The 13,070-nt window shown below is 70.3% G+C and carries 13 protein-coding genes; 10 read left to right on the forward strand and 3 right to left on the reverse strand.

Annotated elements, in window-relative coordinates:
* The first annotated feature begins 681 nt into the window (after positions 1–681).
* From rapZ to AB0A63_RS37060, 8 genes are all read left to right on the forward strand, one after another.
* Complete coding sequence (rapZ, locus tag AB0A63_RS37025) at positions 682–1,560, forward strand: RNase adapter RapZ (RefSeq protein ID WP_157529633.1); 879 nt, start codon at positions 682–684, stop codon at positions 1,558–1,560.
* Between the two features lie 5 nt (positions 1,561–1,565).
* Positions 1,566–2,534: a uridine diphosphate-N-acetylglucosamine-binding protein YvcK gene (gene yvcK, locus AB0A63_RS37030; RefSeq protein ID WP_360400329.1), complete on the forward strand. Its 969-nt coding sequence runs from the start codon at positions 1,566–1,568 to the stop codon at positions 2,532–2,534.
* Positions 2,525–3,511 (forward strand): DNA-binding protein WhiA, encoded by a 987-nt coding sequence (gene whiA, locus AB0A63_RS37035; protein WP_360400170.1) that lies wholly within the window; start codon positions 2,525–2,527, stop codon positions 3,509–3,511. The genes yvcK and whiA overlap by 10 nt, the downstream gene beginning before the upstream one ends.
* 135 nt (positions 3,512–3,646) lie before the next feature.
* Positions 3,647–4,651 (forward strand): type I glyceraldehyde-3-phosphate dehydrogenase, encoded by a 1,005-nt coding sequence (gap, locus tag AB0A63_RS37040; RefSeq protein WP_053738345.1) that lies wholly within the window; start codon positions 3,647–3,649, stop codon positions 4,649–4,651.
* A 20-nt stretch (positions 4,652–4,671) separates the two neighbouring features.
* Positions 4,672–5,865: a phosphoglycerate kinase gene (locus AB0A63_RS37045; protein WP_360400174.1), complete on the forward strand. Its 1,194-nt coding sequence runs from the start codon at positions 4,672–4,674 to the stop codon at positions 5,863–5,865.
* A 1-nt stretch (position 5,866) separates the two neighbouring features.
* Positions 5,867–6,655, forward strand: a complete 789-nt coding sequence (gene tpiA, locus AB0A63_RS37050; protein WP_360400177.1) for a triose-phosphate isomerase — start codon at positions 5,867–5,869, stop codon at positions 6,653–6,655.
* Positions 6,656–6,749: 94 nt separating this feature from the next.
* Positions 6,750–6,995 (forward strand): preprotein translocase subunit SecG, encoded by a 246-nt coding sequence (gene secG / locus AB0A63_RS37055; RefSeq protein ID WP_030470276.1) that lies wholly within the window; start codon positions 6,750–6,752, stop codon positions 6,993–6,995.
* 66 nt (positions 6,996–7,061) lie between these two features.
* The gene (locus AB0A63_RS37060; RefSeq protein ID WP_053738343.1) at positions 7,062–7,406 is read left to right on the forward strand and encodes an RNA polymerase-binding protein RbpA; all 345 of its coding nucleotides are present in this window, start codon (positions 7,062–7,064) and stop codon (positions 7,404–7,406) included.
* A gap of 94 nt (positions 7,407–7,500) precedes the next feature.
* Here the strand turns inward: AB0A63_RS37060 and AB0A63_RS37065 are convergent, their stop codons facing one another.
* Complete coding sequence (locus AB0A63_RS37065; protein WP_360400181.1) at positions 7,501–8,364, reverse strand: hypothetical protein; 864 nt, start codon at positions 8,362–8,364, stop codon at positions 7,501–7,503.
* 109 nt (positions 8,365–8,473) lie between these two features.
* Here AB0A63_RS37065 and AB0A63_RS37070 point away from each other — a divergent pair, with 109 nt between their 5' ends.
* Positions 8,474–9,202: a hypothetical protein gene (locus AB0A63_RS37070; RefSeq protein WP_360400184.1), complete on the forward strand. Its 729-nt coding sequence runs from the start codon at positions 8,474–8,476 to the stop codon at positions 9,200–9,202.
* 10 nt (positions 9,203–9,212) lie between these two features.
* Positions 9,213–10,805, forward strand: a complete 1,593-nt coding sequence (locus tag AB0A63_RS37075; RefSeq protein WP_360400187.1) for a serine/threonine-protein kinase — start codon at positions 9,213–9,215, stop codon at positions 10,803–10,805.
* A gap of 79 nt (positions 10,806–10,884) precedes the next feature.
* Here the strand turns inward: AB0A63_RS37075 and AB0A63_RS37080 are convergent, their stop codons facing one another.
* A complete protein-coding gene (locus AB0A63_RS37080; protein ID WP_360400190.1) occupies positions 10,885–12,132 on the reverse strand; it encodes a histidine kinase in 1,248 nt (415 codons plus the stop codon).
* A gap of 256 nt (positions 12,133–12,388) precedes the next feature.
* Positions 12,389–12,985: a DUF4360 domain-containing protein gene (locus AB0A63_RS37085; RefSeq protein WP_360400193.1), complete on the reverse strand. Its 597-nt coding sequence runs from the start codon at positions 12,983–12,985 to the stop codon at positions 12,389–12,391.
* Positions 12,986–13,070 lie beyond the last annotated feature (85 nt).

Here is a 13,070-nt window from a genome sequence, read left to right on the forward strand (position 1 = left end):
CGGCCACGCATGCCCGCCTGCCACGCATGCCCGGCCAGCCATGCACACCCACCTGCCATGCACACCGGCCCGCCACGTACGTCCGGTCGCCACGCACCCGCCCGCCGTTCCGGCTCAGCCACCGGTCTGGCTCAGCCACCGCTCTGGCTCAGCCACCGTTGCTCCCGCCCAACTGCCACTGCTCCCGCCCGGCGGCCCACCACTCCGCCCCCGCCCCCTTCCTTCTCGGCGCGGCGAAGACGACCATGGTGTTGAGACATCTGAAAGACGGCGCCAGGCGCAGATCCGGACAAGCTTCACCTGTCCGAGTGACGGCCACCGCAGTCCGGAGCACAACCAGCCGCGAAGCGCCCAACCAAGTGGGCCAGGCGCGCACCCTCACCGTGACGCGCGCGTCACCGTGGCCCGAACCTGCCGCGCGCGGAGGGCCTCGCAGTGGAGACTGCACCCGGCGCGCTGGAAGAACGGAAGGCGCGCCGAACTGGCAGACCTGTCCAGAACCGGCAGACCTGCCCGAACCGCAGAGCTGCCCACAACCGGCAGACCTGCCCCAACCGCAGAGCTGCCCACCAACCCCAGAACCGCCCAGAACTGCCCGAACCCCAGAACCGCCCACAGCACAGCCCACCGAGAAGCGGAAGCTGACGCTCCCGCTCATGAACAGGTAACGGAGTCGTAGTCGTGAACGCGGAGAAGTCCGGCATCGAAGTCGCCGTGGTGACCGGGCTGTCCGGTGCGGGTCGCAGCACCGCGGCCAAGTGCCTGGAGGACCTCGGCTGGTTCGTCGTGGACAACCTGCCCCCGGAGCTCATCGCCACGATGGTCGAGCTCGGCGCGCAGGCGCGAGGGGCGATCACCAGGGTCGCCGTCGTCATGGACGTGCGCAGCCGTGCGTTCACCGAGGACCTCGCGTCGATCATCAAGGACCTGGACGCGCGCGGGTACAAGCCCCGCGTCCTCTTCCTCGAAGCCACCGACGCCGTGCTGATCCGGCGGTTCGAGGCGGTGCGGCGCGGTCACCCGATGCAGGGGGACGGGCGGTTGCAGGACGGCATCGAGGCGGAGCGGGTCCTGCTCACGCCGCTCAAGCAGGAGGCCGACCTGGTGCTCGACACGTCAGCGCTCAGCGTCCACCAGCTGCGGGCCAAGATCGAGGACACGTTCGGCACGGAGGCCGCCACCCGGACGCGGGTCACGGTGCTGAGCTTCGGCTACAAGTACGGGCTGCCGATGGACGCCGACCTCGTCATGGACGTGCGGTTCCTGCCGAACCCCTTCTGGATTCCTGAGCTGCGCGAGCAGACCGGGCTGGACGGCGAGGTGCGCAACTACGTGCTGTCGCAGGAGGGGGCCGAGGAATTTCTGGACCGGTACCACGAGTTGCTCAGGCTGGTCGGCGCCGGATACCGGCGTGAGGGCAAGCGGTACCTGACGCTCGCGATCGGGTGCACGGGTGGCAAGCACCGCAGTGTCGCCCTGTCCGAGGAGCTGTCGGCGCGGCTGGCGAGTGAGGACGGCATGGCGGTCAAGGTTGTGCACAGGGATCTGGGACGCGAGTGACGGAGTTGAAGGCAGTTGCTCTGGGCGGCGGGCGCGGGCTGCACGCGACGCTGTCGGCGTTGCGGCGGGTGACCGGGGACGTGACGGCCGTGGTGACCGTCGCGGACGACGGGGGCTCGTCGGGGCGGTTGCGGCGTGAGCTGTCCGACCTGCTGCCCCCCGGTGACCTGCGCAAGGCGCTGGCGGCGCTGGCGGGGGAGGACGAGCACAGCGTGCTGTGGACCTCGCTCTTCAAGCACCGCTTCGGTGGCACGGGTGCGCTGGCCGGTCACGCGATCGGCAACCTGGTGCTCGCCGGGCTGCTCGAACAGCTCGGCGACCCGGTGGCGGTGCTCGACGTGGCCGGGCGGCTGCTGGGCGTGCGGGGGCGGGTGCTGCCCATGTCGAACGACCCGCTCGACATCGAGGCCGACGTCACCGGGCTCGACGAGGACGAGACCGACGTGCGCCGGATTCGCGGGCAGGTCGCCATCGCCACCACGCCCGGACTGGTGCGGCGCATCCGGCTGACTGCCCCGAACGGGCGACCTGCCGGCTGCCCCCAGGCGGTGGAGGCTGTACTTGCCGCCGATCTCGTGCTACTCGGCCCGGGATCGTGGTTCACCAGCGTGTTGCCGCACCTGCTGGTCCCCGAGCTGCACGACGCGCTGGTGCGGACGCACGCCAAGAAGGTCCTCGTGCTCAACCTCGTCCCCCAACCGGGCGAAACCGCCGGTTTCTCACCGGAGCGGCATCTGGACGTAGTCTGCGAGCACGCACCCGAGCTGAAGGTGGACGCGGTCATCGCCGACGTCGACTCGGTCCCGACGCCGGACCGGTTGACGCGAGCCGCCTCGGCACTGGGTGCGCGAACGCACCTGGCCAGGATCGCCGCACCGGACGCCGCCGACCGGCACGATCCGGAGGCACTGGCAGGCTGCCTGAGGCAAGTGGTCGAGGAGACCGGAGTGGGAGGGACAGACCCGTGGCGATGACGTCGGCGGTCAAGGACGAGCTGAGCAGGCTCGCGGTATCCAAGACCTGTTGCCGCCGCGCGGAGGTCTCGTCCCTGCTGCGGTTCGCCGGTGGCCTGCACATCGTGTCCGGCCGGGTGGTCGTCGAGGCCGAGCTCGACCTCGGCTCCGCGGCCCGCAGGCTCCTCAAGGAGATCCAGGCGCTCTACGGCCACCACGCCGAGGTGTTCACGATCCAGTCGAACGGCCTGCGCAAGGGCACCCGCTACGTCGTCCGCGTGGTCAAGGACGGCGAGGGCCTCGCCCGCCAGACCGGTCTGCTCGACCCGCGCGGCCGACCCGTGCGCGGCCTGCCGGCCCCCGTGGTGTCCGGTGGCGTGTGCGACGCCGAGGCGGCGTGGCGCGGCGCGTTCCTGGCGCACGGCTCGCTGACCGAACCCGGCCGCAGCTCCTCCCTGGAGATCACCTGCCCCGGCCCGGAGGCGGCGCTGGCCCTGGTCGGCGCGGCCCGCAGGATGGGCATCGCCTCCAAGCAGCGCGAGGTCCGCGGCGCCGAACGCGTGGTCATCCGCGACGGCGACGCCATCGGCGCCATGCTCACCCGCCTCGGCGCCCACGACAGCGTGCTGGCCTGGGAGGAACGCCGCATGCGCCGCGAGGTCCGCGCCACCGCCAACCGCCTGGCGAACTTCGACGACGCCAACCTGCGCCGCTCGGCCCGCGCCGCGGTCGCCGCGGCCGCACGGGTCGCCCGCGCGCTGGAGATCCTCGGCCCGGAGGCCCCCGACCACCTCGCCGCCGCGGGCCAGCTCCGGCTGGCGCACCGGCAGGCGTCGCTGGAGGAGCTCGGCCAGCTGTCCGAGCCGCAGATGACGAAGGACGCCGTCGCCGGCCGCATAAGGCGTCTGCTGGCGATGGCCGACAAGCGCGCGAAGGACCTGGGCCTGCCCGACACCGAGTCGGCGGTCACGGCGGAGATGCTTGAAGCAGAGGTCTGACCATGGGCCGAACGGCCTAGTCAGAGCCTGTTTTTCTGGCTCGATCCAGAGATACTCACTATCCCTGTGACCAGCGACGCAGTTCGGCAGATAGGGTGGGCTTGTTCCTAGCCAGCTGAACGCAAGGAGTCCGTCGTGACGGTTCGTGTAGGTGTCAACGGGTTCGGTCGCATCGGCCGAAACTTCTTCCGCGCGGTGCGTGCCGGCGGCCACGACATCGAGATCGTCGCGTTCAACGACCTCGGTGACGTCGCCACCATGGCCCACCTGCTGAAGTACGACAGCATCCTCGGTCGCCTGGACGCCGACGTGCAGGTCACCGACGAGGGCATCTCCGTCGACGGCAAGGTCATCAAGGCCCTCGCCGAGCGCGAGCCGGGCAAGCTGCCCTGGAAGGACCTCGGCGTCGACGTCGTGGTCGAGTCGACCGGCTTCTTCACCGACGCCACCAAGGCCCGCTCGCACGTCGACGAGGGTGGCGCCAAGAAGGTCATCATCTCCGCGCCGGCCAAGAACGAGGACCTGACGGTCGTCATCGGCGCGAACGAGGAGAAGCTCGACGGGTCGCAGACGATCATCTCGAACGCGTCCTGCACCACGAACTGCCTCGCGCCGCTCGCCAAGGTCCTCAACGACAGCTTCGGCATCGAGCAGGGCCTGATGACCACGATCCACGCGTACACGCAGGACCAGAACCTGCAGGACGCGCCGCACAAGGACCTGCGCCGTGCCCGCGCCGCCGCGCTGAACATCGTGCCGACCTCCACGGGTGCCGCGAAGGCCATCGGCCTGGTGCTGCCGGAGCTGCAGGGCAAGCTCGACGGCTACGCGCTGCGCGTGCCGATCCCCACCGGCTCGGCCACCGACCTGACCGTCACGCTCAAGCGCGAGGTCACCGTCGACGAGGTCAACGCCGCGTACAAGGCCGCCGCCGAGGGCCCCCTGGCCGGCATCCTCAAGTACTCGACGGACCCGATCGTGTCGGCCGACATCGTCACCGACCCGCACTCGTGCATCTACGACGCGCCGCTGACCAAGGTCATCGGCAACCAGGTCAAGGTCGTCGGCTGGTACGACAACGAGTGGGGCTACTCCAACCGCCTCGCGGACCTGGTCAAGCTCGTCGCCTCCAAGATCTGAGCAGCGGGAACGGACAGTCAGTGAAGACTCTCAGCGACCTGCTCGCGGAGGGTGTCGCAGGTCGGCGCGTGCTCGTGCGCGCCGACCTGAACGTCCCCCTCGACGGCGACAAGATCACCGACGACGGCCGCGTCCGCGCGTCGGTGCCGACGATCAAGGCACTGGCCGGTGCCGGTGCCCGCGTGGTCGTCACCGCCCACCTCGGCCGCCCCAAGGGCGAGCCGGACCCCAAGTTCTCCCTGGCACCGGCCGCCGCTCGCCTCGGTGAGCTGCTCGGCACCGAGGTGGTGCTCGCGGAGGACCTGGTCGGCCCGTCCGCGACCGCCGCGGTCGGCGCGCTGACCGACGGTGGCGTCGTGATGCTGGAGAACGTCCGCTTCGACGCCCGCGAGACCTCGAAGGACGACGCGGAGCGCGCGGCACTGGCCGACGAGCTCGCCGCGTTCGCCGACGCGTTCGTGTCCGACGGCTTCGGTGTCGTGCACCGCAAGCAGGCCTCGGTCTACGACGTCGCGCAGAAGCTCCCCGCCTACGTCGGCGGTCTCGTCGAGGCCGAGCTGGGTGTGCTCAAGAAGCTCACCGACGACCTGGAGCGCCCGTACGTCGTGGTGCTCGGCGGCGCGAAGGTCTCCGACAAGCTCGGCGTCATCGCGAACCTGCTGAGCAAGGTCGACCGGCTGCTCATCGGCGGCGGCATGGCGTACACGTTCCTCAAGGCCCAGGGCCACGAGGTCGGCACGTCGCTGCTGCAGGAAGACCAGCTCGACCAGGTCAAGGGCTTCCTCGCCGAGGCGGAGAAGCGCGGCGTCGAGCTCGTGCTGCCGGTCGACGTGCTGGTCACCGCCGAGTTCGGCAGCACGGAGCACGACGTCGTCGGCACCGACTCGATCCCCGCCGACCGGATGGGCCTCGACATCGGCCCGAAGTCGCGCGAGCTGTTCGCGTCGAAGCTCGCCGACGCCAAGACCGTGTTCTGGAACGGCCCGATGGGCGTCTTCGAGATCGAGACCTACGCCGGCGGCACCCGTGCCGTGGCCGAGGCGCTCGTGGCCTCCGCAGCGTTCACCGTCGTCGGCGGTGGCGACTCCGCGGCGGCCGTCCGCGCACTGGGTCTGCCCGAGGACGGGTTCTCGCACATCTCCACCGGTGGTGGTGCGTCCCTGGAGTTCCTCGAAGGCAAGGAACTCCCCGGCATCAGCGTCCTGGAGGACTGAGGTGGCAGCGCGCACCCCGCTCATCGCGGGCAACTGGAAGATGAACCTGAACCACCTCGAAGCGATCGGCCTCGTGCAGAAGATCGCCTTCGCCCTGCCGGAGAAGTACTTCGCCAAGGTCGAGGTGGCCGTCCTCCCGCCGTTCGTCGACATCCGCAGCATCCAGACGCTGGTCGACGGCGACAAGCTGCTGCTCAAGTACGGCGCGCAGGACATCTCGCAGCACGACTCCGGCGCCTACACCGGCGAGGTGTCGGGCCTGATGCTCAAGAAGCTCGGCTGCCACTACGTCGTGGTCGGGCACTCCGAGCGCCGCGAGTACCACGGCGAGACCGACGCACTGGTCAACGCCAAGATCGCCGCCGCCCTCAAGCACGAGGTCACGCCGATCTTCTGCTTCGGCGAGAAGCTCGACGTCCGCGAGGCGAAGGGCCACCTGGAGCTCGTCCGCCGGCAGCTGGAGGCCGGTCTCAAGGGCTTCACCGCCGAGCAGGTCGCGAAGATCGTGTTCGCCTACGAACCGGTCTGGGCGATCGGCACCGGCAAGACCGCGTCCTCGGCCGACGCGCAGGAGGTGTGCTCGCTGGTCCGCTCGTTCGTGGCGGAGTCCTACGGCGAGGAGACCGCCGCGGTCGTCCGCGTGCTCTACGGCGGCTCGGTGAAGTCGTCCAACATCGGTGAGCTCATCGGGCAGAAGGACGTCGACGGCGCCCTGGTCGGCGGCGCGAGCCTCCAGGCCGACGAGTTCACCAAGCTCTGCGCTCTGGCTGCCGGCGGGCCTCTACCCTAGGTTGATCTGGACAAACCCTTAATCCCACTGGTTGCACACGTTCGGCAGTCGAACAGGTACTCTATGGCGTCGGCTGCCTGACAGCGAGGAAGAAATGATCCTGTTCCTGCAGATCCTGTTGATCGTCTCCAGCGTGCTGCTGGTGCTGCTCGTGCTTCTGCACCGCGGCCGTGGTGGCGGCCTTTCTTCGCTGTTCGGCGGCGGTATGCAGTCGAGTCTGTCCGGTTCCTCCGTTGTCGAGAAGAACCTCGACCGCCTGACGCTGTTCGTCGGCGCGGTCTGGATCATCGCGATCGTGGGCATCGGACTGCTGATCAAGCTGCCCGGCGCGGGCAGCTGATCAACCGTTCAGCGGCAGAAGCCCTCCGGGGCTTGGGGTAACCACTTGGTGGGGGTGTAACGGTCGATGTCCGGTGGTAACGCGATTCGCGGTACCCGCGTCGGCGCAGGACCGATGGGTGAGTCGGAGCGCGGCGAGTCCGCGCCCCGCCGTCGGGTGTCGTACTGGTGCGCGAACGGTCACGAGTCCCGGCCGTCTTTCGCGGTCGACGCGGAGATTCCGGAGAACTGGGACTGCCCGCGCTGCGGCCTGCCGGCAGGTCGTGACGAGCAGACGCCACCCGCGCCTCCGCGCAACGAGCCGTACAAGACGCACCTCGCGTACGTGAAGGAGCGGCGCTCCGACGCGGACGGTGAGGCGATCCTCGAAGAGGCTCTCGCCAAGCTGCGCCGTCAGCGCGAGGAGCCGTAGGGCTCACGGAGTTCCCGATCAACGCGAAAGGCCCCCTCATCTGCGGAGAGGGGGCCTTTCGCGTGTTCAGGCACTACCTGGGGGTGCCGGAGGGTCACCGCCGCAGGCCGGAGAACTGGCGGCGCAGCATCGCGGCACCGACCAACAGGAAGAACACCAGCACCACGAGCGTGCTGCTGCTCCCACCGGACGAGCTGGACAGCGTCACGTCGACGTTGCCGACGAGCGTGATGCCGCACTCGGCGCGCACCTTGTGCCGGCCGGGTTCGATGTTCGTGAACCGCACCGGCGCGGTGAAGCCGCCGTTGTCGTCGGCGGTGGCCTTGCCGACGTCCTGGCCGAGCGACTTCAGCGTCACGCCGGCGCCCTTGGGGCAGCCGGTGCCGGTCGCGGTCAGGTCCTCGCCGGGCTGGATGTTCTCCTTGTCCAGCACCAGGACGCCGTCACCGGAGGAGCCGAACGGGTCGGTGGACGACGACGTGCCCGACGACGACGGTGCGGTCGTCGTCGTCGTGGTGGTGGTCGTCGTGACCGGGGGAGTGGTCGTGGTGGTCGTGGTGACCGGCGGGCGTGTGACGGGCGGGTCGGTGGCCGGCGGGTTCGTCACCGGGGGGACGGTGACCGGCGGCTGCGTCGTCGTCGTGGCCGGCCGCGGGGTGACGACGAAGGTGTTGCGGGCCATCCGGTTGCACTCGTCGGTCGCGGTGAAGACGTACTGACCGGCCTTGGCGCCGGCCGGGATGGTCGCGGTGACCGAACCGTTAGCCACCCACGGCGCGGTGGCCAGTACGCTTCCGCCCGGCCAGTTGATGCGCATCGTGCCCTTGCACCTGTAGAAGCCCGTCCAGGTGAAGGTCGCGCTCGACCCCGCGGGTCCGGTGCCGGGGTTCGCGGACACGGTCAGCTGCTGCTGGGCGGCTGCCGGTGTGGCGACCAGCACCGTAACACCGGCCGTCAAGGCCGCGAGTAAGACTGAAGACCGCATTCCCTCTCCCCGGATCAGAACCGAAGGTGCGCTAGTGAGACGTCGTACGACCGGTGCAGGTTTACTGCTGTGGTGCGGAATTATGCTGCTGCCGTCAACCGCGTCCGCACAGGGCGGGTCGGTGACGCTCGAAGCCACAGTGGACAGCACCCCGGTGGGCGCGACGGTCATGGTGCTCGACCCGGACCGCACCGCCAGGGTCTCGGTCACGGTCCGCAACGACACGGACACGGTGCAGCACGTGAAGACGGTGCGGATCAGCGGGTCCGCGCTGGCGCTGACCTTCTTCGCCTACGACACAACGGTTCCGTTCGACGTGCCGGCGGGGGAGACCGAGACGCGGTCGTTCCCGCTGGAGCCCGCTGACCTGGGGGCGCAGGCCATCGGGTTGCTGCCGGTCTCGGTCGAGGTGATCGGCCCGCAGCGCGAGGTGCTCGCCTCGATCGACGCCACCGGTGACATCCGGGGCTCGCTGTGGTCGGTCTACGGCGCGTTCGGGCTGGGCGTGCTGGCGCTGACGGCGTTGTCGTGGCTGGGCGCGCTGATCGCGCTGGCGCGGCGGCGGCTGCCCGCGAACCGGTGGCAGCGGGCGATGCGGTTCCTGCCGGCCGGCATCGGGACCGGGCTGATCGCGGTGTTCACGCTGTCGGTGCTGCGCCTCGTGGCACCGTCACCCTCCGCCGAGATCCCGTTCGTCGTCGGCGCGGCCGCGGTGGCACTGCTCCTCGGCTACGTGACGCCGCATCCGGGCGAACAGCAACAGCAACAGCAACTGTCCGAAGTGGATACCGTGAGGATCCCGAGACTGTGAGGACTGCCCGGTGACATTGTCCAGTGTGGTCGCCGCGCTCCCGCAGTACGCCGTCGGCGAGCAGATCGGCGAGGGCGGGATGGGCGTCGTGTACGGCGGCGTGCACCGGCAGCTCGGCCGTCCCGTGGCGATCAAGCGGTTGCCGGCCGCGGTCGCGGAGGACCCGCGGATGAGCGAGCGGTTCGAGCACGAGGCACGGCTGCTCGCCCGGCTCGACCACCCGCACATCGTGCCCGTGTACGACTACGTCCGGCAGCACGGCGAGCACCTGCTCGTCATGGAACGCCTCGACGGCGGCACGGTCTGGTCCCGGTTCGCCTCCGCCGGTCTCACCGCCCAGCAGTCCTGCGGCATCGTGCTGGCGGCGCTCTCCGGGCTGCACGCCGCGCACGAGGCCGGGGTGCTGCACCTCGACGTGAAGCCGAAGAACCTGCTGTTCACCTCGAACGGCCTGGTCAAGGTCGCGGACTTCGGCATCTCGCAGGTGGTGTCCGAGGGCGCCACGCTCGTCACGCACGCCGGCGCGGTGCTCGGCACACCCGCCTACATCGCGCCGGAGCAGGCGCTGGGCAACGCGCTCACACCCGCCGCGGACGTCTACGCCACGGGCACGGTGCTGTACGAGCTGCTGAGCGGCGACCTGCCGTTCGAGCGCGGCGGCGGAGCGCTCGCCATGATCCAGAAGCGGGTCCACCAGGACCCGCGGCCGTTGACGAACGTCCCCGGTCCGCTGGCCGGCGTGGTCATGCGCAGCCTGGCCCGCGACCCGTCGGCCCGCTACCGCAACGCGGAGACGTTCGCCGTGGACCTCGCCGGTGCGGCGGGCCACCTGTTCGGCCCGGACTGGCTGATGCGCCTCGGCATGCCCGTGCACCTGGCGCCACAGGTGTCCGCCGCACGGCCGTCCGCGCGGCCCACCCAGCCGCGCGACACGATCTCGATCACCCAGCAGCCGGTCCGCGCCACGCTCGCCGACCCGGTGCCCGCCGCCCGGCTGAGCGGCAGCGGCACCCTGGTGCCCGCCGCGCAGGTGATCACGCCGCCGGCCCGTCCGTGGTGGCTGTGGCTGGTGGCCGCGGCTGCGTTGATCGCGCTGGTGGCGGTGCCGTTCGCGGTGTCCGGGCGGGACCTGCCGTCGTACCCGGCGAACCTGTCCGAGCCGGTGGCGGTCGAGGGGCAGCGGCTGACGGTGTCGCTGGCGGGTCTCCCGCTCGCGGACGTGGTGAGTGGACAGGAGGGGTTCGAGCTGCCCGGTGCGGCGCGGTGGGTCGTCGGCGGCGCGGTCACGGCGGCGGTGGACGGACGCGAGTTCCTGCTCGTGTCGAACCAGACGCCGTGGCTGAGCATCATGGGCACGGGGTCCGCGCTGCTGCTGCTGTTCACGCTGGCGTACCTGGAGTCGAACCTGCGGGCGTTGCGGCGCCGGCAGACCGGGGTGGGCGCGGTGATCGCGTCGGTGCCCCTCGGGTTCGGCCTGGGTCTCGCGGTGTGGCTGCTCGTGTCGGTGCTGCTGGACAGGGAACCGGTGCTGCCGATCGCGATCACCTGCGGCGTGCTGGGCGCGGCAGCCGGCCTCTCCGCGGCGCTGGCCTCCAAGCGCTGACCGCGCTCGAACAGTTCCGCGATCTCCCGCGCCTGCCTCTCAAGGCGTCTGCAAGTACTACCACCTCAACATCAAACGGCTAGTTGTCGGCGGCGGTGCGCTGGGTCGGGAACGACGCCGTCACGAGGTAGCCGCCCTCCTCGGTGGGGCCTGCGGAGAACTCGCCGCCGAGCAGCGTGGCGCGCTCCCGCAGGCCGACCAGGCCGTGACCGCCGCTGGGCAGCGACTGGCCGGGCTCGGGTGACGCCGCGTTGCGCACCTCCACGCGCACGGCCTCGTCGCCCGCGTCCACCACCACCTGCGCCGTGGCACCGGGTGCGTGCTTGCGGACGTTGGTCAGCGCCTCCTGCACGGTCCGGTAGACCGCGCCGGACACCGGGGCCGCCACGTCGTTCACCGGCCCGTTGACCTGCAGCTCCACTTCGAAACCGGCGTCGGCGGCGAGCTCGGGCAGCTCACCGACACCGGGCTGGGTCACGTCGTCGCCGTCGGCGGTGCGCAGCACGGACACGAGCTGGCGCAGCTCGTCCAGGGTCCTGGTCGACAACGTGCGGATCGTCGCGGCCACCTGCTTGTGCTCGGCGTTCGCCACGGCCATCCGCAGCGCGCCCGCCTGCATGGCGATCAAGCTGACCTGGTGCGACACGACGTCGTGCATCTCACGGGCCAAGCGCGCGCGTTCGTCGGCACGGACGGCGTGCGCGTTCAGGACCCGTTCGCGTTCACGGGACTCGGCGAGCTCGGCGATGCGGTCGGCGAGCTGCTGGCGGGCGTGGGCGAGCAGGGCCAGCGCGATCGGCAGGCCCGCGATCATCACGCCGCGGATCGCCGAGTGCAGGTGGGCGTACCAGGGGAACTTGAGGAAGTCCTCCGGCGGCCACAGCGCCGAGCGGCTGAGCCACACCAGCACACCCGCGGCCAGCGTCTGCCAGCCCCACACGTACCGGCGCGCGACCGCGTACAGGGCGATCATCGCGGCCATCTGCGCCCAGCCGAAGAAGAAACCGGGGATGGTCAGCAGCGCCACCACGAACGGGAACCGGCGGCGCAGCAGCAGCACCGCGGCCGCGATCCAGGACAGCCACAACGAGTAGGCCGGCGGGTGCTCGTCGGCCAGCCACGACATGCCGAGCCACACGTCGAGCACCCCGACGAGCACGAGCCCCAGGTCGGCCGCGACCTGCCGGACGCCACCGGTCAGCGGCCAGAGCGACCCGGCCCCGGTCGCCGTCGACCGCCGGGCCGGAAGCAGCGTCGTGGTCAGGATCCGACCTCCCCTGTGAGCGGTGCGATCCTCACCGTACTGCGCGTATGCGGCGGTTGGCATGGCTGCCCCTTCACCCCGACCTGCTCCGTCACGAGTTAAGGACGGCCCCGCTCGCGGATCGGTACGCCGCTGTCCCCACTAATGTGCTACCGCACACGCACGGGGCGTGTGCGGCAGCTCCGGGGGAGGTCAGCCGCCTGCGGGCAGCGCTTCCACGAGAACCGACGTGGCGGCGGCAACCGCGTTGAGCACGGGACACCTTTCCGGCGCAGCTCGCGAGGCGGACCGGCGGCGAATTGTCAGAAAATCGTCAGGTTCAGTCGCAGCGCTTCCACGAGAACTGGAACAACGTGCGCACCTCGCCCCGCGAGTAGTCCATCGTCATGAAACTGTTCGCATTCGGGTCGGCGGAACCTTTGTCGACGCGCAACGAGCTGTTGACGTTGAGATTGCGCTTCTCACCGCACGGCGCGTAGACGATGTCCGCGAACTCGGTGCGGTGGGTGACCCGCCAGTTGTCGTCGACCGGCCCGGTGAACGAGTGCTTCTTCACGGTGCCGGCCGGCTGGCCTTGGAAGTAGTAGTTCACCCACTGGTGGCCCGTCGCGCCCCGTTCGAGGTGTGCGAAACCGCCGTAGGTGGCTTCCGCGATGCCGTAGGTGAAGCCCTGCGGAATGTTGATCTGCAGGTTGAGCTGGCAGTTCTTCCTGAAGTCGGTGGCGCCCGCGCCCTTGCCCGCCTGGGCCAGGTAGTCGCTGTAGAGCACCCAGAACGACGTGTTGTCCGGCGCCACGACCACGTCCGCGGTGCCCTGTTCGCACCCGGACCCGTTGATCGTGACCACGTCGATCGTCACCCGCTCCGCAGGAGTCACAGCGGCTTGCGCGGGCGTGGACGACAATGTGAACAGCACGGCCAGACAGGCTGCTGCCGTCGCTTTGCGCATGGAGGTCGCCTTTCCTGGAGCCTCTTTCTCAGCGTGGAGCGGCAGCGGTGCA

The sequence above is a fragment of the Lentzea sp. NPDC042327 genome (assembly GCF_040647275.1).
Lineage (GTDB): Bacteria > Actinomycetota > Actinomycetes > Mycobacteriales > Pseudonocardiaceae > Lentzea.